The organism is Stenotrophomonas sp. YJH_SMC_130, assembly GCF_059369035.1.
Window position 1 is genome coordinate 49,370 of the sequence record NZ_JCAFSH010000009.1, and the last position, 21,092, is coordinate 70,461.

General features: G+C 67.3%; 15 protein-coding genes. 5 read left to right on the forward strand and 10 right to left on the reverse strand.

Going from position 1 to position 21,092, the window contains the following annotated elements:
• Positions 1-26 precede the first annotated feature (26 nt).
• From AC5P5V_RS12370 to AC5P5V_RS12395, 6 genes are all read right to left on the reverse strand, one after another.
• On the reverse strand, positions 27-3,053 hold the full coding sequence (locus tag AC5P5V_RS12370; RefSeq protein WP_231352294.1) for an autotransporter family protein: 3,027 nt from the start codon (positions 3,051-3,053) through the stop codon (positions 27-29).
• Between the two features lie 262 nt (positions 3,054-3,315).
• On the reverse strand, positions 3,316-4,383 hold the full coding sequence (locus AC5P5V_RS12375) for an acyltransferase family protein (protein WP_134968141.1): 1,068 nt from the start codon (positions 4,381-4,383) through the stop codon (positions 3,316-3,318).
• A complete protein-coding gene (gene nagA, locus AC5P5V_RS12380; protein WP_134968140.1) occupies positions 4,383-5,531 on the reverse strand; it encodes an N-acetylglucosamine-6-phosphate deacetylase in 1,149 nt (382 codons plus the stop codon). The genes AC5P5V_RS12375 and nagA overlap by 1 nt, the downstream gene beginning before the upstream one ends.
• The gene (locus AC5P5V_RS12385; RefSeq protein WP_061479625.1) at positions 5,531-6,559 is read right to left on the reverse strand and encodes an SIS domain-containing protein; all 1,029 of its coding nucleotides are present in this window, start codon (positions 6,557-6,559) and stop codon (positions 5,531-5,533) included. The genes nagA and AC5P5V_RS12385 overlap by 1 nt, the downstream gene beginning before the upstream one ends.
• 7 nt (positions 6,560-6,566) lie before the next feature.
• Positions 6,567-7,634 (reverse strand): LacI family DNA-binding transcriptional regulator, encoded by a 1,068-nt coding sequence (locus AC5P5V_RS12390; protein ID WP_134968139.1) that lies wholly within the window; start codon positions 7,632-7,634, stop codon positions 6,567-6,569.
• 39 nt (positions 7,635-7,673) lie between these two features.
• Positions 7,674-8,966 carry a sugar MFS transporter gene (locus tag AC5P5V_RS12395; RefSeq protein WP_005419333.1) on the reverse strand — a complete coding sequence of 431 codons (1,293 nt, stop codon included), beginning with the start codon at positions 8,964-8,966 and terminating at the stop codon, positions 7,674-7,676.
• A gap of 375 nt (positions 8,967-9,341) precedes the next feature.
• Between AC5P5V_RS12395 and AC5P5V_RS12400 the strand changes: the two genes are divergently transcribed.
• From AC5P5V_RS12400 to AC5P5V_RS12410, 3 genes are all read left to right on the forward strand, one after another.
• Positions 9,342-10,358, forward strand: coding sequence for a glucokinase family protein (locus AC5P5V_RS12400; protein WP_231352296.1), 1,017 nt, complete (start codon positions 9,342-9,344; stop codon positions 10,356-10,358).
• A 143-nt stretch (positions 10,359-10,501) separates the two neighbouring features.
• Positions 10,502-13,165 (forward strand): TonB-dependent receptor, encoded by a 2,664-nt coding sequence (locus AC5P5V_RS12405; RefSeq protein WP_088496524.1) that lies wholly within the window; start codon positions 10,502-10,504, stop codon positions 13,163-13,165.
• A gap of 111 nt (positions 13,166-13,276) precedes the next feature.
• Complete coding sequence (locus tag AC5P5V_RS12410; RefSeq protein ID WP_134968137.1) at positions 13,277-15,634, forward strand: family 20 glycosylhydrolase; 2,358 nt, start codon at positions 13,277-13,279, stop codon at positions 15,632-15,634.
• Between the two features lie 118 nt (positions 15,635-15,752).
• Here AC5P5V_RS12410 and AC5P5V_RS12415 read toward each other — a convergent pair whose 3' ends face one another.
• Complete coding sequence (locus tag AC5P5V_RS12415) at positions 15,753-16,145, reverse strand: VanZ family protein (protein WP_061479675.1); 393 nt, start codon at positions 16,143-16,145, stop codon at positions 15,753-15,755.
• Entirely contained in the window at positions 16,142-17,326 is a 1,185-nt protein-coding gene (locus AC5P5V_RS12420) for a class I SAM-dependent methyltransferase (RefSeq protein WP_061479676.1), read from the reverse strand. Before AC5P5V_RS12420 ends, AC5P5V_RS12415 begins: the two co-directional genes overlap by 4 nt.
• Positions 17,327-17,385: 59 nt before the next feature.
• On the opposite strand from AC5P5V_RS12420, the gene AC5P5V_RS12425 reads away from it, so the two are divergent.
• Complete coding sequence (locus AC5P5V_RS12425) at positions 17,386-18,123, forward strand: pteridine reductase (RefSeq protein ID WP_005419347.1); 738 nt, start codon at positions 17,386-17,388, stop codon at positions 18,121-18,123.
• Between the two features lie 60 nt (positions 18,124-18,183).
• Here the strand turns inward: AC5P5V_RS12425 and folK are convergent, their stop codons facing one another.
• Positions 18,184-18,669, reverse strand: a complete 486-nt coding sequence (gene folK, locus AC5P5V_RS12430) for a 2-amino-4-hydroxy-6-hydroxymethyldihydropteridine diphosphokinase (RefSeq protein ID WP_053498221.1) — start codon at positions 18,667-18,669, stop codon at positions 18,184-18,186.
• A 90-nt stretch (positions 18,670-18,759) separates the two neighbouring features.
• Between folK and AC5P5V_RS12435 the strand changes: the two genes are divergently transcribed.
• The gene (locus AC5P5V_RS12435) at positions 18,760-19,500 is read left to right on the forward strand and encodes a proteasome-type protease (protein ID WP_061479677.1); all 741 of its coding nucleotides are present in this window, start codon (positions 18,760-18,762) and stop codon (positions 19,498-19,500) included.
• Positions 19,501-19,580: 80 nt separating this feature from the next.
• On the opposite strand, the gene AC5P5V_RS12440 is transcribed toward AC5P5V_RS12435, so the two are convergent.
• A complete protein-coding gene (locus AC5P5V_RS12440; RefSeq protein ID WP_111201871.1) occupies positions 19,581-21,092 on the reverse strand; it encodes an ATP-binding response regulator in 1,512 nt (503 codons plus the stop codon).

Genomic DNA, 21,092 nt, shown 5'->3' on the forward strand with positions numbered 1-21,092 from the left:
ACGAGTCATGACATCCGTACCGCGCGCTACCAGTCCGCGCGCAGGCCGATGTTGCCTTCGATGATGCGGCGCTTCTCGTTGCGGTCACCGCCCAGCTCGCGCGTGTAGTCGGCCACCGCGTACGCGCTGATGGTGCGGTTGAAGCGCCCGACCACACCCACGCCGGCTTCGAGCGCCCGCGAGCGCTGCGAATTGACGATCACGTCGCCGTCGAAACGGATGCGGTCCTCGCCGGAACGACCATGCCAGTAATTCAGCTTGAAATACGGCTGCCAGCCGTTGTCGGCCAGCTGGTAATCGCCGGCCAAACGCAGGCCCACACGGCCGGTCCAGGCGTTGTCGTTGTCGAAGCGCACGCTCGATACTTCATCGCGACGGTCATCCAGCGAAGTGCGCTGCCAGATCACCTGCACCTGCGGTTCCAGCCACCATGCGGACTGCCCGACGTGCAGCAGCGGCTTGCCGGCCTCCACCGACACGCTGGTGCCGTCGCCGCTCAGGCCGAAGCCGAGCCCGCGCGAGGAACGCACGCGGCCGTCGTAGCGGCTCTGCATCGCCACGGCGTCGATGTAGCCACCGCTGCTGTCGGTGAACGTCCAGTACAGGCCCACGTGCTTGTCGTCCAGGCGGTTCTGGCCCACCTGTACGTTCTCCCAGCCCAGTGCCAGGCCGGTGGTCTTGCCCTGCGCGCGGGTGCGGCCGACGAACACGCCGATCTGGTTGCGGTGGTTGTCCGACGCCGCGGCCCACACGTCGAGGCCGGCCTGCAGGCCCATTACATCGCCATCAAAGCCGGGCTGCGCATCGCCCTTCCAATGGATCTCGCTGCTCTGCCCCACCAGGCGGCCCCAGGCGGTGCGGAATGCGCCCTGGTTGTACAGCAGGCGCTGTTCGCCCTGCCGCTCGTGGAAGGTACCGAGGCTGGCCAGCGAGGTCTCGCGCAGCAGCGGCGGCACCACGGCATAGGCGGCGGTTTCCACGCGGTACAGCGGTACCACCGCGCCTTCGGCCGGGCGTGCACCCGGCGTCGGCGGTGCACCGGTACCGGGCAATGCACCGCCGGCCACGGGCACATCCGGCACCGCCGGATCGCTGGGCGGTGCCACCGGCGCCGGTTCCGGCGGCGGTGGTGGTGGTGCGGTCTCGCCTGCGGTCAGGTCCGGATCGGTGGCGCCTTCGGGCGGCGGTGGCGGCGCCGGGGTAATGGGAGGCGGTGGTGCCACCGGCGGCGTCAGCGGCGGCGGGGTGGCACTGCCACCACCGTTGGGTGCCGGCGTCGGGCCGGTCACCAGCGTCGAACGCAGGTACCAGTTCTCGCTGGTACCGGCACTGACACCGCCCTTGAACAGGAAGTACTCGTAGGCACCGGCCGCGACCGGTGCGAACAGCGAGAACGCGCCCGGCGCGGTGCGGCCACCATTCAAGGCCTGCACCACCAGGATGCCATCGGCCAGCGTGGCCGCGCCGCTGCCACCGGCATTCAGCACGCCGATGCCGGTGGTTCCGGTGGCGGTACCGCCATCGATCACCAAGCGATCGCTGGGTGAGTTGTCCGCGCCCAGCACGGTGCGCAGGTACAGGCCACCACCGTCACCGCGGTAGTTGCCACGCACGGTGAACACATCGCCGGCGCCGGTACCGGTCAGGTCGATGCGCCCGGCATTGACCATCTCCACCAGTGCAGCACTATTGAACGGGCGGATGGCATGGCCGCCACTGCCCGCGTAGACGGTGCTGGTGTCGTCCACCGTGAGCGTACCGGTGCCGGTTGCGCTGTCGCCCAGCACCAGGTCGCCATCGAAGCTCAGCTCCGTGCTGTTGGCCAGGCTGATCGCCTCCCAGTTCTGGAAGCGGCCCACGCCTGCGGTCTTGACGTTGCTCAGGTTGAGCTGGTCGATGCCACTGCCCCCGTCGAACAGCGGCACCGCACCCAGGTTGCCCTGGTTGAGGTTGCTGAGGTTGGCCACGTCGTTGTCCGGGCCCATGTCGATCGCACCGTAGACGATGCCACCGCCGTTCCAGTTGAAGGTGTCATCGCCGGTGCTGAGCAGTACCTGCCCTCGCACGGTGCCGTCGGTGATGGTCACGCTGTCGTTGCCGCCGCTGACGCTGATGTTGCCGCCGATGTAGGCCGTGCCCGAAATGATGATGGTGTCGGTGTCGAAGCCGGTCACCACGTTGCCATCCACGGTGCCGCCGGACTGGTCCCACAGGTTCTTGTCCAGCTTCATGTTGACGCGGCCGATGCGGCCAGCGGTCATCCAGGCCTGGTCGCCATCCTCGAACGCGCCGATGATGCGACCACCGCTCATGCGGAAGGTATCGATGTTGTCGCCCTGCTGCAGCGCGCCGATCGTGCCGCCACTCATGACGAAATCATCGCGGCCACTGCCCTGCGCTACCAGGCCGGTGACGGTGCCGCCGGTGACGGTCATCTGGTCATCGCCACTGCCCTGGTCGACGCTGTCGATGGTGCCATTGCCCAGCAACAGCACGTCGTTGCCATCCCCTTGCAGGACACCGCCGCTGATGCTGCCGGCCTGCATGTCCAGGCGGTCGTTGCCTGAATCGAACTGTACGCCGGTACGCCCACTGATCGTTCCGCGGTTGACCAGCACGCTGTCGCCCGCACCGACGAACTGCAGCGCGGTGTTGTTGCCGGTGCTGATGCTGCCCGAATTCTCGACACGGCTGCCGCCACCGAGCTGGACCGCCACACCCCCCACCGAACTGATCGCGCCCTGGTTGGTCAACAAGTGACCACTTGCACCGACCAGGGTAACGGCCGACGCCCCACCGCTCTGCTGCAACTGGGCACCGCTGGCGACGTTGACGGTGATGCCCGCTTCGCCGCTGGCCGAGATGGGCACCGTCTGCGGATTCGGCGCGTTGGCGTCGCAGGTGACCGTCTGGCCGGCGACCGGAGCGACGGTGCTGCAGCCGGCCCAGGCGGCGCTGGCGGTCAACAGCACCATGGACGGGACTGCCAGTGCCTGAAGCATGGAAACGGTGAGGCGGCGCGGACGGAAAGCGCGCGGGACGGCACGGGTCATACAGTCCTCCTGGACAGGGAATCAGGAACTGCAAATGCACGCTGCTGCGTGTGCAGTCTGCCGTCATGTGAACCGTTTCGATAGGTGAACTTGCGTGCGGGAAATCACACTTCGGATATGAAATCGCCGGGCCCTCACGCCAATGTGATGTGGCTGAAATCGTTCATTTTTTCTGGGCGTTGGGAGCCGCACATGCGTGGATGCCGTTGGCGGATCGGGTCAGGGCCCTTTCCTGCGGAACGGGGTCCGACCCCGGGACTGCTCAGATCTTCAAGTAGATCTTCCGACGGTCCAGCCACCAGGCCACGCCCCACCACAGCGCGACAAACGCCAGTGCCTGCAACATCGACGCCAGCTCCAGCGCACCCGGCATCGCGTTGGCCAGCTGCTGCCAGATCCAGCCCCAGGCACCGCTGGCCATCAACGCCACCGACATCACCGAGGCCCCCAGATACGCGGTGATCGCATTGACGCCGAAGCGCCGGCCCAGCGCCGGCCATCCCTTCAGGTCGATCAGCACGTGGCCCAGCCACAGCGCCAGCGCGGCCAGGCCGCCGGTCCACAGCGCGTAGCTGGGCGTCCACAGCTGCTTGTTCAACGGCAGCACCCCGGCCAGCAGCAGGCCCAGCACGGCGGTCGCCACGCCCAGCCCGGCCAGTGCCGTCGAACGCCCGCTGCGCAGCAGGCCACCGGCCAACAGGCCGAGCACGGTACTGGCCAGTGCACCCAGCGTGCTCAGCAATCCTTCCGGGTCATGGCCGAGGCCGGTATCGGCATGCCATTGATAGATCCACGGTGCGAACAGCGTGGTGTCCAAGCGGCTGGCCGGGTTGGTCCACGGCGCCAGGTCACCCATGCCGAGCAGCAGCATCGTGTACCCCACCAGCAATCCAACAAGCACGCCGGCCTGCATGCGCGGCCGTGCATACACCGCCAGCACGCCCACCAATGCCGCGCACACGGCGATCCGTTGCAGCACGCCCCAGATGCGGAAGTGGTGCGTATGCAGCGCCCACCAGATCAGCAGATGCAACAGCACGCCGGCCACCAGGATGCGGAGTGCGCGCTCCAGCACGCCGCGCGCCAACACCGGGCGTGCGGCGGCATCCAACGCGCGCGGTGCCACGCTGAAGGCCATCGACACGCCCACCAGGAACAGGAAGAACGGGAACACCAGGTCGGTGGGCGTGCAGCCATGCCATTCCGAATGGCGCAGCGGCGCGAACACTGCACTCCAGTCGCCTGGATTGTTGACCAGCAGCATCGCCGCCACGGTGATGCCGCGCAGGGCATCGATCGAGCCCAGACGGCGTGGCGGCGTACTGTTCATCAGGCGGCCTCGTACTGACCTGCAATCCAGGTGCCACGCACCTGCAGGGCGTCATCCAGCAGCACCAGGTCGGCCTGGTAGCCCTCGGCGATGTGGCCCAGGCGGTCGTCGACGTTGAGGAACTGTGCCGGGTAGGTCGAGGCCATGCGCGCGGCCTCGGCCAGCGGCTGGCCCAGCAGCTGCACGGTGTTGCGCACCGCCGTGGCCATGTCCAGCGCAGAACCGGCCAGCGAACCGGCGGCATTGCGCACCACGCCATCGATGGCGGTGATGGTTTCGCCATACAGCACGTAGCTTGGATCGTCGGCACCGACCGGCGGCATCGCATCGGTCACCAGCAGCAGGCGACCGCGCGGCTTGGCCGCCAGCGCCACGCGCAGGCTGGCCGGATGCACATGCACGCCATCGACGATGATGCCAATCCAGCTGTCGCGGTCTTCCAGCGCAGCGCCCACTGCGCCAGGCTCACGGCCCTGCAGCGGCGACATCGCGTTGTACAGGTGGGTGAAGCCGCGTACGCCGGCATCCAGGCCGGCGCGGATCTCTTCGTACGTGCCTGCGGTATGGCCGGCGGCCACGATCACGCCACGTTCGACCAGCGCACGGATGGTTTCCAGTGGCACGCGCTCCGGCGCCAGCGTCAGCAGCGTCACGCCGTTGTCCAGCGACGCCGCCAGCGCGATCTCTTCTTCGTCCGGCACGCGGAACTTGCTGGCATCGTGCGTACCCTTGCGCGCCGGCGCGATGTAAGGCCCTTCCAGATGGATGCCGATCACGCCCGGCACGCCCTGCGCGATCGCCTCGCGCATCGCACCGATGGCTTCGCGCATCACCGCCACGTCATCGCTGATCAGCGTGGGCAGCATCGCGGTGGTACCGAAACGACGATGCGCCTGCGCAATGGTGCGCAGCGCCGCCACGTCCGGCGTGTTGTTGAACAACGCGCCGCCACCGCCATTGACCTGCACGTCGATGAAGCCGGGCAGCAGCCAGCCACCGCCCAGGTCTACCTGCTCGGCAGCGGGACCCAGCTGTGGTGCGGCGTCGGGCAGCAGCGCGCTGATGCGACCGTTTTCGATCACCACGGCCAGATCGTCGCGGAACTCATCGCCTGCCAGGATGCGGGCATTGCGCAGCACGGATGCCATCACACGGTCTCCGTCACCTTGTTCAGGTGCGGCGGCAGGTCCGGGTTGAAGCCACGGCGCAGCGCCAGCGCGTTGATCGCGCGATAGAAGCTCTGCACGGTCAGCAGCGGTGCGCACAGCGGGTGTGGCGCGGGCGCCACCGGCAGGTTGCCGCCGGCACCGGCCAGCCACACCTGCGCGCCGCGCGAAGTGAACTCCTCGACCACCGCTCGGGTGCCGGCACCGGTTTCATCGGGCTGCGCGAAGGCCAGCACCGGGAAGCCACGGTCGACCAGTGCCATCGGGCCATGCTTCACTTCGGCCGAGCTGTAGGCTTCGGCGTGCAGGCTGCAGGTTTCCTTGAACTTCAGCGCCGCTTCCTGCGCCGCACCCAGGCCCAGGCCACGGCCGAGCACGAACAGGTTGGTGGCCTCGACCAGGCCTTCGGTCACCGCGCTCCAGTCGCACTGCCAGGCTTCACGCATCGCGTCCGGCAGCAGGTCCAGCGCGTTGCGCAGGCTGCTGTCCTGCTTCCAGTAGGCGGCCAGCTGCAGCAGCGCCGCCAGCGAGGCCAGGTAGCTCTTGGTTGCCGCCACGCTCTTTTCGGCACCGGCATGCAGCGGAATGACCGTGTCGGCCAGCTGCGCCAGCGGCGAATCCTCGACGTTGACCAGCGCGATCACGCGTGCGCCAGCGGCCTTGGCCGCCTCGGCGTTGCGCAGCAGGTCCGGGCTCTTGCCCGACTGCGAAATGACGATGAACAGCGCACCGCGCAGCTGCAGCGGTGCGGCATAGACCGAGCCTACCGACGGCGACGCGGAGGCGACCACCAGGCCCAGTTGGGTTTCCAGCAGGTACTTGCCGTAGGTGGCGGCATGGTCGGAGCTGCCGCGTGCACAGGTGACCACGAACGGCGGCGGCGCGGCGCGCAGGCTGGCGGCCAGGGTTTCCATGGTGGCGTGGTTGCGCGAGAACTGGCGGGCAACCACGTCGGCCGCTTCAGCGGCCTCGGCGAACATCAGGGTGGCGGTGGGGTCTGACAGCGACATGGCAGGCTCAGGCAGGATCGGAAGGAAGGGAGCGTGCGCCGGCCGGGCGCATCGGCGCGGTCGAACCGCGCACCACCAGTTGCGGCACGAAGCCCTGGTTGTGCAGCGGTGCCGGCGCATCGTCGTAGGCGTCGCTGCGCAGTTGTGCGATCAGCAGGCGCGCGGCATGGCGGGCGATGTCCTCGGTGGCCTGCTTGGCGGTGGTCAGCGGCGGCCACGACTGGCGCGAGAACGGGCTGTCCTCAAAACCGGCGATGGACAGGTCGTACGGCACGTTCATGCCGGCCGACTTGGCGGCGGCCAGCACGCCGGCAGCGATTTCGTCGTTGGAACCGAAGATGGCGGTGGGCGGTTCGCGCAGCGCCAGCAGGCGGCGCGCCCCACGGAAACCATCATCGAAGGTGTAATCGCCCTGCACCACCAGGTGCTTGTCCACGGTCATGCCGTAGTCCTTCAGCGCGGCTTCGTAACCGGCGTAGCGTTCGCCCGAGGAGCGGTGCGAGCTGCCGCCCCAGAGGAAGCCGATGCGCTGGTGGCCCAGCTGGATCAGGTGCTCGGTGATCTCGTAGGCCGCCTCGCGGTCGTCGACGAACACGCAGGCGCCGTCGGCCGGATCTTCAGTGGCGGCGATGATGCGCACCAGCTTGATGCCACGCGCGGTCAGCGCCTGGATCAGGTCGCGGCGCTCGGACATCGGCGCGGTCAGCACCAGCCCGGCCAGGCGCGAGCGCTGCACCCAGTCGGCCAGTTCATCGGCCAGCAGCGGCGAGCTCGAATCACAGGGATGGATCTGCAGGCCGAAGCCGGTCTCGCGGCACGCGGCCAGTACGCCGTTCTGCACGCCGATGATGTGGTACGGGTTCGGGTTGTCGTAGACCAGCCCGATCACGAAGGTAGTGCCGCTGCGCAGGTTGCGCGCGGACGGATCGGGCTCGTAGTCGAGCTCGGCGATGGCACGCAGCACCCGCGCACGGGTGGCCTGCATCACCGAGGGCTCGTTGTTGATCACCCGCGAGACCGTCTTCAGCGAGACCTTGGCCTTCTCCGCAACGTCCTTGATGGTCGCTCTGCGCATGGGTTTTCCCTGGGGTTGGCTGCCGTCCATCATCGCCGATCAGGCCTTGTCCTGCGGCAGGCCGGCACGATGGCCGATCACCGAGTAGAACAGGATGTACAGGTAGCACGGCACCATCAGCAGCACGAACACCAGCTGGAAGTCGATGTGCTGCTTGAGCACGGCGAACAGCTGCGGAATGATCGCGCCGCCGGCGATGCCCATCACCAGCAGGGCCGAGCCGGTCTCGGTGAAGCGGCCCAGGCCGCGGATCGCCAGCGGGAAGATGGCCGGCCACATCATGGCGTTGGCAAAGCCCAGCAGCGCCACGAAGGCCACCGAGACGTAGCCGTGCGTAGCCCAGGCGCCCAGGCAGAACACCACGCCCATCACTGCCGAAATGGTCAGGTAGCGCGACTGCGAGACCAGGCCGGGGATCGCCAGCAGGCCGACCACGTAACCGGCCAACATCGCACCCAGCGTCAGCGAGGTGAACATCTTGGTCTGGTCCAGCGGCAAGCCGAAACCGTGGCCGTAGGTGCCGATCGCATCACCGGCCATGACTTCCACGCCTACGTACACGAACAGGCACAGCACGCCCAGCCACAGATGCGGGAACTGGAAGATGCTGCGGCGCTCGGCGGTTCCTGGTGCACCCGACGGCGTTGCATTGGCTTCGGAGGACTTGATCTCCGGCAGAGGCGAGAACAGCACGGCCACCGCCAGCACCACCAGCAGCGCGGCCATCGCCAGGTACGGCGCATGGATCTTGGCGGCGAATTCGTTGAGCAGCGCAACCTTGGTGACCGCGTCGGCGGCCTGCACCTGCTTGTCCAGGTCGCCGATGCCATGCAGCACCAGGGTACCGATCAGCACCGGCGCCAGCATGCCGGCGATCTTGTTGCAGATGCCCATCAGCGCGATGCGGCGTGCCGCGGTTTCAATCGGGCCGAGGATCGAGATGTAGGGGTTGATCGCGGTCTGCAGCAGCGCCAGGCCGCTGCCGATCACGAACAGGCCGCCGAGCGCACCCGGGTACCAGCGCTGGGTGGCGAATTCACCGAACAGCGCGGCACCACCGGCCATCACCAGCAGGCTCAGGCTCAGGCCCTTCTTCATGCCGGTGCGGCGCAGGATCCAGGACGCCGGCAGGGCGAGGAAGAAATAGGACAGGTAGAACACCATCAGCACCAGGAAGGCGCCGACCTCGCTGAGTTCGAAGGCCAACTTGACGAAGGTGATCAGCGGGCCGTTGAGCCAGGTGAAGAAGCCGATCAGGAAGAACAACACGCCAACGATGGCGATGGAGGTGGCCACGTTCGGGCGCGCGCTTGCAGCGGGGACGGCGGACATCAGGAGGGCTCCTGCGGCGACGGCCGCAGAACGCGGCGTCGGAGAGTGGCTGGGAACAACGTTGTCACATTCTTTCGATGGACAACGGCGGTTTGTCAACTTCCATGCACGCCTGCCTGAACCTTGTGCTGCACTGCGCAAGTCCGCCGCGGTACGCCCCGCTGAATGCGCGGCAGGCCTAGAGCCCCGTGCGCCAATGGTTCCCATGTGAAACCCGCACTCACACCGTGTAAACGTTTACTGCGCGCCGCATTCGTTGCGACGCAGCAACGAAAGTGTCACGAACTCGTTGACATCGTTGTCAGCGCGGTTACAGACTCCGCCCCAATCGCCGCCCCCGATCCCCGGGCCGGCCCACCTGCAGCAGGAGCCCGCGTGACCGCCAGCCACCCCGCCCCGTCGCATGTCCTGTCCCGCGTCGCGCCCTCGTTCCTGGCCGCCGACGTCGGTGGCACCCATGTGCGCGTGGCCCGGGTCCAGGCCAGCGGTGACGCCGCCCATCCGGTGCAGGTGCTGGAGTACCGCAAGTACCGCAATGCCGACCATGCCGGCCTCAGCGCGATCCTGTCCGACTTCCTGGGCGAAGGCCCGCGGCCCACGCATTGCGTGGTCGCCAGCGCCGGCTATGCCCGCGAAGACGGCACGGTGATCACCGCCAACCTGCCGTGGCCGCTGTCGGCGCGCCAGGTGGAAGCCGAGGTCGGCCTGCAGCGGGTCTACATCGTCAACGATTTCGAAGCGGTGGCCTACGCCGCCGCGCAGGTGGACGCCAGCGGCGTGCTGCACCTGTGTGGACCGGAAACTGCCACACGTGGCCCGACCCTGGTGGTCGGTCCCGGTACCGGTCTGGGCGCCGCGCTGTGGATCCCCACCGCGCACGGCCCGGTGGTGCTGCCCACCGAAGCCGGCCAGCCGACCCTGGCGGCCAGCACCGAACTGGAAATGGCCATCGTCCGCTACATGCAGCGCGACCGCGCGCACGTGTCGATCGAGCATGCGATCTCCGGCCCCGGCCTGATGAACCTGTACCGTGCGGTGTGTGCACTGCAAGGGCAGGCGCCGACCCTGGCAAGCCCCGACGCAGTCACCGCCGCCGCCATGGCCGATACCGATGCACATGCGCGCCAGGCGCTGGACGTGTTCTGTGGCCTGCTCGGCAGCACCATCGGCGACATGGCGCTGTTCTACGGCGCCCACGGTGGCGTCTACCTGGCCGGCGGCATCCTGCCGCAGATCCGCGAATACCTGCACACCAGCACCTTCGTCGAACGCTACCTGCAGAAGGGGCCGATGGGCGAAGCGCTGGCACGCATCCCGGTGAAGGTCGTCGAACACGGCCAGTTGGGCGTGGTCGGCGCTGCCAGCTGGTACCTGCAGCAGTCGGCCGCCTGACACCGCAACAGGCTTCAACGCAATCGCAGCACGCAGTACGTGGCACGCCAACGCACGGGACTTCGCCGCCGCCCCGCGCATGTCATCGCAACCGTAACCGAACACCGCCGCCGGCACCCAATCGAGTGATGAGGAGAGACATCATGAACACCCGCAAGACCCTGCTTTCGGCCGCCATCGTCAGCTGCATCGCCTTCAGTGCGCACGCGCAGCAGGCGGCCCCGACCGCCACCGATCTGGACACCGTGACCGTTACCGGCATCCGTGGCTCGATGGAAAAGTCGCTGGACACCAAGCGCGAAGCCAATGCGCGCGTGGAAGTGGTCACCGCCGAAGACGTGGGCAAGCTGCCCGCGCACAACGTTGCCGATACCCTGCAGCGCCTGCCGGGCGTCAACATCAGCTCGTCCAGCGCCGACGAAGGTGGCTTCGATGAAGCCGACCGTGTCAGCCTGCGCGGCACCAGCCCGAGCCTGACCCAGACCCTGATCAACGGCCACACCGTCGGCTCCGCCGACTGGTTCGTGCTCAGCCAGGGCAACAACGTCGGCCGCAGCGTCAGCTACTCGCTGCTGCCGTCGGAACTGGTCAGCTCGGTGGAAGTGAACAAGTCCTCGCAGGCCAAGCTGCAGGACGGCGGCACCACCGGTACCGTCAACATCATCACCCGCAAGCCGCTGGAATTCTCCAAGCCGTTCACCGCGGAAGGCTCCATCGGTGCGGTGCGTTCGGACCTGGCCAAATCGACCGATCCGCAGTACTCGGCATTGTTCAATTACAAGAACGACGAAGGCACCTTCGGCGTGATGGTGCAGGGCTTCAGCCAGAAGCGCGAACTGCGCCGTGAAGCGCAGGAAATCCCGGGCGGCTTCTTCAAGATCGGCGCCGGCGACCCGGTCGCCAGGACCAATCCGGACCTGATCGGCGTCAACGTGCCGGGCCTGCTGGGTTCGACCCTGTTCGAACAGACCCGCGAACGCAAGGGCGGCCTGGTCTCGCTGCAGTTCAAGCCGAGCGACAGCCTCACCTTGGGCCTGAATGGTTTCAGCTCCGAGCTGAAGGCCAACAACTACAACCGCAACTTCATGATGTTCGGCAACAGCTTCGCCAAGTCGCAGGCGCCGGATCCGGGCTATGTGGTCAAGGACGGCGTGCTGACCAACGCCACCTACCGGGGCGTGCCCGGCACCGACTATGCGGTGTACGACATGATCTACCGCGAGTCGAAGGCCAAGTCGAGCTATGTCACCTTCGATGCCGACTGGCAGATCAGCGACAGCCTGACCGCCACGTTCCAGGCCGGCAGCACCAAGGGCACCGGCGAGACGCCGCGCCAGTACATCGCCGAGGTCACCCTGGCCAACGGCGGCGGCGCCAGCTGGGCCACCCACGGCAATGGCTCGCCGATCGACTGGAACGTCGGCGGCGACCTCTCGCCCAACGGCGTGACCAGCTTCGGCACCTGGGGCAACCAGCAGGTCACCGCTGAAGACAAGGAGAAGTGGGCCACGCTCGACTTCAACCAGTACTTCAATGATGGCGGCGTACTGAGCTCGATCGACTTCGGCCTGCGTTTCGCCGACCACAAGCGCGAAGCGCTGTCGCCGGAAGGTGCAACCCCGGGTGACATCTGGAGCGCGCTGAAGAACGGTGCCACGGCCAACTATCCCAGCGGCTTTGCCGGTGACATCGGCGGCACCTTCCCGCGCAACCTGTGGTACTTCACCCCGGGCGCGCTGAAGGATGCGGTGACCAACAACTCCACCTGGCTGGCCGGCAATGATGGCCCGACCGGTCGCCACAACTATGGCGCCGAGTGGAAGGTGAAGGAAAAGAACTTCGCCGGCTACGTGCAGGCCAATTTCCGCGGCGACTGGTGGAGCGGCAACGTCGGCCTGCGCTACGTCAACATCAAGCAGGACATCGACACCTACAACGCCGTCAGCAAGGCCGCCGACGCCGATGTCAGCAGCCTGTTCGGCATGTGGGAGCGCCTGGCCTTCCAGAACAAGCGCAACCGTGTCCTGCCCAGCGCCAACATCAAGTTCGACCTGGACGACTCGCTGGTGCTGCGTGTCGCCGCCTCGCAGACCCAGACCCTGCCGGACTACTCGGCACTGGGCGCGTCCTCGTACGGCTCTGACCTGAACCGCACCGGCGGCGGCGGCAATCCGAACCTCAAGCCGACCCTGTCGACCAACCTGGATGCCAACCTGGAGTGGTACTTCATGCCGCGCGGATTGCTGTCGGTGGGCGCGTACCACATGAAGCTGAAGGACTACATCGCCTTCGACGTGGTCTCGCGCCAGCTGTACAGCGAACTGACCAACCAGCTCGAGACCTACCAGATCTCCACCCCGATCAATGCCGACGGCAAGGTCACCGGCGTGGAAGTGGCCTACGAGCAGCCGATCGGCGAGTACTTCGGCATCAATGCCAACTACACCTACGCCAACGGCACCACCTCGCACACCTGGTCGGATGGTTCGCACAATCTGCTGGGTACTTCGAAGAACACCTACAACGTGGGTGCCTACTTCGAGAACGAGCGCTTTGGCGCCCGGGTCAGCTACACCCGCCGTTCCTCGTTCCTGATCAGCCTGTCGGGCACCAACCCGTACTACCAGGATGACTTCGGCACGCTGTCGGCATCGCTGAGCTACAAGGCCACCGACTGGCTGAGCATCAGCCTGGATGGCCTGAACCTCAACAACCCGACCTACAAGTACTACCAGACCGCGGCCATCCCGACCTCGTTCTACAGCAACGGCCGCCAGTACTACCTCAACTTCCGCTTCAAGTACTGATCCAGCGGCAGCAACATCGCCGAGTCGTGCACGCACGCCGGGCCTGGGTCATTCCGGGCCCGGCGTTTTTCATGTATAGCGTTCATCGCACCGTTCCAAGGAGTCGTTCCGATGGTCAAGCCTTCCCGCGCCCAGATGCGCAGCGCAGTACTGCTGGGCAGCCTGCTCGCCCTGCTGCCGGCGCTACCCGCGCTCGCCGCCGATCCCACGCCGGCCGCTGAAGCACCGGGCCCGCAGCTGCGCGCCGGCAGCCTGATGCTGATTCCCGCGCCCGCTACCGTGCAGCACGGCCAGGGTAGCGGCATCACCGTACGCGCCGATACCGCGCTGCAGGCCGAAGGCGAAGCCGCGCAACGGGTCGCCACCCAGTTCGCCGACCTGCTGGCGCGCAGCGGCGGTCCGCGCCTTACGCCGGCACAGGGCAAGGCGGCAGGCACGTCGGGCAGCATCCGCTTCCAGATCATCCCGACCTTCCGCGACAGTGGTGAGAGCTACACGCTGGAAAGCACCGCGCAGGGCGTGCTGGTGCAGGCCGGCAACGAAACCGGCCTGTTCTACGGCGCAACCACGCTTGCCCAGCTCGCCACGGGTGGCAGCAACGGCGTGCTGCCGGCGGTGCAGATCCAGGACGCGCCGCGCTTCGGCTGGCGCGGTTTCATGCTCGACTCGGCGCGGCATTTCCAGAGCCTGGACGAGATCAAGCATGTGCTCGACGCGATGGCCGCGCACAAGCTCAATACCTTCCATTGGCACCTCACCGATGACCAGGGCTGGCGCATGGAGATCAAGCGCTACCCGAAGCTGACCGAGGTGGGCAGCTGCCGCCTGCCGGCCGGCGACGGTGGCATCGATCCGGCCAGTGGCAAGGAGCATCCGTACTGCGGCTTCTACACGCAGGAGCAGATCCGCGAAGTGATCGCCTATGCCGCCAGGCTGCATATCCAGGTGATTCCGGAAATCGACGTGCCCGGCCATGCCACCGCGGCGATCGCCGCGTACCCGGAACTGGGTTCGATCAACACCCCGCTGAAGCCGATCAGCGAATGGGGCGTGTTCCCGAACCTGTTCAACGTGGAAGACAGCACCGTCACCTTCCTCGAGAACGTACTGGAAGAAGTGATCGCGCTGTTCCCTGCGAAGTACGTGCACGTGGGCGGCGACGAAGCGGTCAAGGACCAGTGGGAAGCCTCGAAACAGGTGCAGCAGCGCATGCGTGCGCTGGGCATCAAGGATGAAATGGCCATGCAGAGCCACATCATCAAGCGCCTGGAGACCTTCCTGGAGCAGCACGACCGGCGCCTGATCGGCTGGGACGAAATCCTCGAAGGCGGCCTACCACCGCAGGCCACGGTGATGTCGTGGCAGGGCACCGAAGGTGGCCTGGCTGCAGCCAGTGCCGGCCATGACGTGGTCATGTCGCCGGTGGGGTACCTGTACCTGGATTACCTGCAGACCGCCTCGCCGAATGAACCACCCGGTCGCCCGGCTCAGGTCAACCTGGGCAAGCTGTACAACTTCGAGCCGGTGCCGGCCGAGCTGGCGGCCGACAAGCGCCAGCACATTCTCGGCCTGCAGGCCAACATGTTTACCGAGCACACGCGCACCTACGCGCGCCTGCAGCACAACCTGTTCCCGCGCCTGGCCGCCGTGGCCGAGACCGGCTGGAGTACGCCGGAACATCGCGACTTCCGCGATTTCCTCGCGCGCCTGCCCGCGCAGCTGCAGCGCTACCGTGCCTGGGGCCTGGCCTACGCGCAGACCCCGTTCGAAGTGGGCGTGGACTACACCGATGATCGCGCGAAAAACTCCGTGACCCTATCGCTGGCCAACCCGCTGGGTTATGAAGTGCGCTACAGCACCCATGGCCAGCCGGTGACCGCGCAGTCGCCGTTGTACCAGCAGCCGCTGACCGCGACGCTGCCGACCACCGTGCAGGCCGCTGCGTTCTACCAGGGCCAGATGCTGGCCGCGAAGCCGACCATCGCCACGTTCACCGCGCAGTCGCTGCTCAGCCGCCGCAGCGATGCGCTGCTCAGCTGCGTGGGCAAGAAGGGGCTGGTGCTGCGCCTGGAAGACGACGGCCCGCGCGAGGGAACGCGTGCGGTGTTCAACGTCGACATCTTCCAGCCGTGCTGGCGCTGGCCGCAGGCGCAGCTGGACGGCATCGGCAGCGTGGAGGTCCGCGCGGGCCGCATTCCGTACTACTTCCAGCTGGCCCACGATGAACCCAAGCGTCGCTTCGAAAAAGCGAGGCGCGCGCATGGCGAAATGCAGGTGCGTCACGGCGATTGCAGCGGCAAGGTGCTGGCTGAAGTACCGCTGCCGGCCACGCCCGATGCCGATGGCTTCGTGACCCTGCGTGCGGCGCTGCCGAAGGGCACGCAGGGCACGGGTGACCTGTGCATCAACTTCACCGGCGATACGCGCCCGGCGATGTGGGTGCTGGATGAGGTCACGCTGAAGAAGTAACCGCAAGCCTGTCCTGGCGCAATCCATCCACGCATGGCGTGGATCTACTGTAGAGCCGAGCCCATGCTCGGCTGCCTTTCGGGAGGAAGCCGAGCACGGGCTCGGCTCTACAGGAACCTCAGCCCCGCCAGCGCACCAGCAGATCGCGCAACGGGGTCAGTGCCGTGGCCATGCCGGCCAGCACGCCGATCGTGTTGGCAATGGCGTCCATCGGGTCGGCAGTGCGGTTGCTGGTCAGCGCGCCCTGCGCGAACTCGATGCCGACGCCCATCAGCACCAGCCCCACGCCCACCCACAGCAGCGGGCGCCCCGGCCGGAACAGCTGCACCGCGCTGCCGGCCAGGATGAAGTAGGCGAGGAAGTGCTCGCCCTTGTCGCTGTTTTCCGGCAGTGGAATCGGCGGCGGTGGGATCAGGCAGACCACGACCACCAGCAGTACCGCCAGCACCCACAGCACAGTCCACAGCCGCGGCCGCCGCAGCGGCTTGATCAGCGGCAACGCACTGCTCACAGGCGCCAGCTCAGGTCGCCCAGTTCGAACGCCGGCTCGAAGTCGACGCCGCGCTGCAGGCCGATGGCCTGGAAGCGCTCGCCCATCTCGGTCGGCAGGGTCAGCTTCTTCACCTGGTCACGCAGCTGGATACGGCCGACCTCATCCGTACGCTCTTCGGCCAGCAGCAGCACCTGGTCCAGGCCGTTGCCGAGCAGGAAACTGGCCTGGCTGCAGTACCCCGCCAATTCGAAACCACCGTGCATGCCCGCCTCGGCCATCGCGGTGAAATCCACCGACGCGGTGATGTCCTGCAGGCCGGGCCAACGATGCACGTCGTTGTGCACGTGGTGGCGGTAGAACGCGCGGACTGTGCCATCGTCGCGGTCGTGCTGGTAGAACTCGCTGCGGCTGTAACCGTAATCGACAAACAGCATCGCACCACGCTGCAGGCCGCCAGCCACTGCCTGCAGCCAGTACGGCAGCTGCGGCAGCACCTCGGAGCGGTAACCGTCGGCAAAGGGCTTTTCCAGGTAGCGCTCGATGTGGCGCACCGCACCGTTGAGCAGGATGTCAGCCGGCTGCGCGCCACGGATGAAGTTGCCTTCGCCATCAAGCTCGACGGTTTCCTCATAGACCTCGCCGTCCCGGATCAGGAAACGCGGGGTCGGCAGCGCGTCGATCACCTCGTTGGCGAACACCACGCCCTCCCAGTCCTCCTCGAACGGGCGGTCGATCCAGTCCACGCGCGCGGCCAACTCGGCCGGCAGGTTCTGCTGCAGGCGCTGCTGCTGGCGCTCGCGCAGGTCGGCGCTGGGTTCGAGGATGGCGTAGCGCGATGGCAGCGCGTCCAGTTCGGCCAGGCGCAGCAGCACGGCCTCGGCGAAGGCGCCGGTACCGCCGCCCAGTTCCAGCATGCGGGCCTGCGCGCCCAGCTGGGCGAACACTGGCGCCAGCGCATTGGCCACGCTGCCGGCGAACAGGCTGCCGAGCTCGGGTGCGGTGGTGAAGTCGCCGCTGCCACCGAACTTGCTGGCGCCGGCGCTGTAGTAGCCCCAGCCGGGGGTATACAGGCACAGCTCCATGAAGCGCGAGAACGGCATCGCCCCGCCCTGCGCAAGGATTTCGGCGCGCAGGGCGGCCGCCAGCTGGTCGCTGTGGGCCAGGGCATCGGCTTCGGGCAGGGGGAAGGTGGGCTGCATGGCGTCTTCGAATGCGGTGACAATGGTGCACAGGATAGCCGAGCCTTGGAGGACCCTCGATGAGCGATACCCACCCCGTGGTCCTGATCACCGGCAGCGCGCGCCGGATCGGTGCGGCCATCGCCCGCCAGTTCCACGCCTGTGGCTGGTCGGTGGTACTGCATGCCAACACCTCCAGCGCCGAACTGCAGCAGGCCGCGTTCGATTTCGACAACGTGCGGCCCGGAAGCGTGCTTGCGCTGCAGGCCGACCTGCGTGACGCCGACGCCCTGCCCGACCTGGTGGAACAGGCCGTTACCCACTTCGGCCGCCTGGACGCGCTGGTCAACAACGCCTCCAACTTCTATGCCACCCCGCTCGGCCAGGTCACCGCCGAGGCGATGGACGAGCTGTATGCGGTCAATGCGCGCGCGCCACTGCTGTTGTCACAGGCGGCCGCGCCCTACCTGCGCCGCCAGCAGGGCTGCATCGTCAACCTGACCGATCTGCACGGCACCGACCCGATGCGCGACCACATCGCCTACACGATGGCCAAGGCCGCGCTGGAGATGGCCACCCGTTCGCTGGCGCTGGAGCTGGCGCCGAAGGTGCGGGTCAATGCGGTGGCGCCCGGCGCGATCCTCTGGCCGGAACAGGGCAAGGACGATTTCGCCCGCGAGGCCCTGCTGGCGCGCACGCCTTTGGCGCGGATCGGTACGGTCGAGGAGATCGCCGAAGCGGTGTACTGGCTGGTGGCCGAAGCCAGCTTCGTCACCGGCCACACGCTGCGCGTGGATGGCGGGCGCACGGTCAGCTGAGAGGTTGCCGGCCAGCGGCCGGCGCTACCGGTCATGCCGGCCGCTGGCCGGCAACCTCCATCAATCCAGGTCAACCACCTCGAACGCCTCGCCAAACTGCGCGTGCGCGCGCCACAGCGTCGCCAGGTCCAGCCCGCTGACCGGATCGATGAAGTCGGGCGCGATATCGGCCAGCGGCTTCAGCACGAAGGCATGCTTCAGTTCGGGACGGGGAATGCGCAGGTGGCCGGGACCTTCCACCACCAGGTCGCCGTAGAACACCACGTCGATATCCAGGGTCCGGTCGGAGAAGCGCGGCCCACTACGGTCGCGGCCGTGCGCGTCCTCCAGCGCATGCAGCCAGTCGTCCAGTTCCTGCAGCGGCAAGTCCGTCTCGATCGCCACCGCGTTGTTGAGGAAGGCCGGGCCGTCGAAGCCGACCGCGGCGGTACGGTAGGCCGGCGAGACCTGCAGCGCGCCGAAGCGCTCGCGCAGGGCCGCCACCGCGGCGTGGAGGTAGCGGCGGGGCTGGACATTGCTGCCCAGGCTCAGGAGCACGGTCGTCATGCGGTTCAGGTGGCAGCGATGGGGGGCGTGGACATGCCGTCGTCACGGCGGCCTGCCTACAATCCGGGACGCACATGATAGGGCACCGACATGACCTATTGCGTTGGAATCGAGGTGGACGAGGGCCTGGTCTTCGCTGCCGACACCCGGACCAATGCCTCGCTGGACGATGTACGCGTGCATCGCAAGCTGCACGTGTTCGAATATCCCGGCCAGGCAGCCTACGTGCTGATGGCGGCTGGCAACCTGGCCACCACCCAGCTGCTGGTGTCGCGCCTGGGCCGCGATGCCGCAGAGCGGCGCGTGCCCAACCTGCGCGACATGACCCACCTGTTCGAAGCCGCCGCGTATGTGGGGCAACTGCTGGTGGACAGCCAGGTGCACAGCAGCCACAGCGAACACGGCCATGACGGGGTCAACACCCAGGCCACGCTGATCTTCGGCGGCCAGATCGCCGGCGAGCGGCCCGGGCTGTACATGATCTACCCGCTCGGCAACGCCATAGCCGCCTCGCCGGAGACGCCCTACCTGCAGATCGGCGAGTCCAAGTACGGCAAGCCGATCCTCGACCGCATCCTCAGCCCCGCCACGCGCCTGGAGGATGCCGCCCGCACGGCAATCGTCTCGTTGGACTCCACCATCCGTTCCAACCTGTCGGTAGGCCTGCCGATCGACCTGGCGCTGCTGCGCGACGGTGAACTGCGCATCGGCCAGCAGCTGCGGCTGGGCGCGGATTCCACGCTGTATGCCGACATCCACCAGAACTGGTCGCGGCGGCTGGAACAGGCGGTGGACGCGCTGCCGCGGTTCCCCTGGGAAACCGCCCTGTAGAGCCGAGCCCATGCTCGGCTGTCGAGGTCAATGCGAACAGCAGCCGAGCATAGGCTCGGCTCTACAGAACCCCAGCGGCATCAGCCCAGCGCCTCGGCCACTGCCCGGAACACCTGCTGCATCTGCAGCGGCTTGCGCAGTACATGGACGTCCACGCCGGCCGGGAAGGCATCGGCAGGCACCGCCACCGCCGCGTCCTCCAGCACCAGCGCCGGGCCGCGATAGCCCAGCGCAGCCATCTCGCCCAGCAGCTGGCTGGCCGGCAGCAGCTTTGAGCCGGCGTCTGCAATCACCAGCGCCGGCATCGCCTCCTGCTGCATCCAGCGCAGCGCCGCCGGGCCATCGGAGGCCAGCTGCAGCTGATACCCCTGGCTGGACAGCGCGTTGCCGAGCAGCGACAGGCGCGTGGCTTCGCCGTCGACCACCAGGATCGACTGGCCACTGCCCAAGGCCACCAGCTGCTCGATCGGCTCGCTGCCGTCGCTGGCTTCGTGCATCGGCAAGCGCAGCTCGAAGCAGGTGCCCTGCCCCGGTTGGCTGCTGACATGGATGCTGCCGCCGGCACCTTCGACGATGCGCTTGCAGGAAATCAGGCCCAGGCCGGTGCCATCGGCCTTGGTGGTGAAGAACGGATTGAACAGGTGCGACAGCGTGTCCGCATCCATGCCGATGCCTTCATCGGACACGCAGATCTGCATCCAGTCCACGCCATCGCGCTGGCCGGCATGGCTGGCGGTCAGGCTCAGGCGGCCACCGTTGGGCATCGCCTGGATCGCGTTGAGCGCCAGGTTCAGCATTACCTGCTGCAGTTCGGTGTAGTTGGCGTCGACCACCAGGCCTTCGTCCTGCACCTGCAGTTCCAGGCGCACGGCATCGGGCACGTTGCTGCGCAACAGCAGCGCCACCGCATCGAACAGGCCCTTGATCTCGATGCGCTCGCTCGGCTTGCGCGAACCACGCACGAACGACAGCATCGACTCGGCCATCTCATGGCCGCGGCGGCCGCACTCGGCGATGACGTCGGCCAGGTGGTGCAGCTGCGGATCCTCGGTACGGGCCTTCAGCAGGTCCGGCATGATCAGCAACGGCTGCAGGATGTTGCGCAGGTCGTGGCTGAGGCCGGCGGCGAGCAGTGAAAGGCTTTCCAGGCGCTGCGCACGCATCAGTTCGGTTTCCACGCGTGCGCGCTCGACCGCACTGCGTGCATCGCGGATCGCACGTGCGACCGCCGAAGGCAGGCGCGCAGGCTGGTGCTTGATGATGTAGTCGTTGGCGCCCTTCTGCAGCGCCGCCACCGCATTCTCCTCACCCATCGTGCCGGAGACGAAGATGAAGGGCACCTCCGGCGAGGTCTCGCGCACGATGCGCAGCGCGTCGTCACCGGAGAACCCCGGCATGCTCAGGTCGGACAGCACGATGTCCGGCTGGAACACCGCCAGTGCCTGGCGCAGTTCCGCCTCGCTCTCGACACGCTCGAAACGGGCCTCCAGGCCCGCGTCGAGCATCTGTTCGGACATCAGCTCGGCATCTTCCGGTGAGTCTTCCACCAGCAGGATGCGCAGCGCCCCCAGGGCGGGACCGGTCAGGGGCAT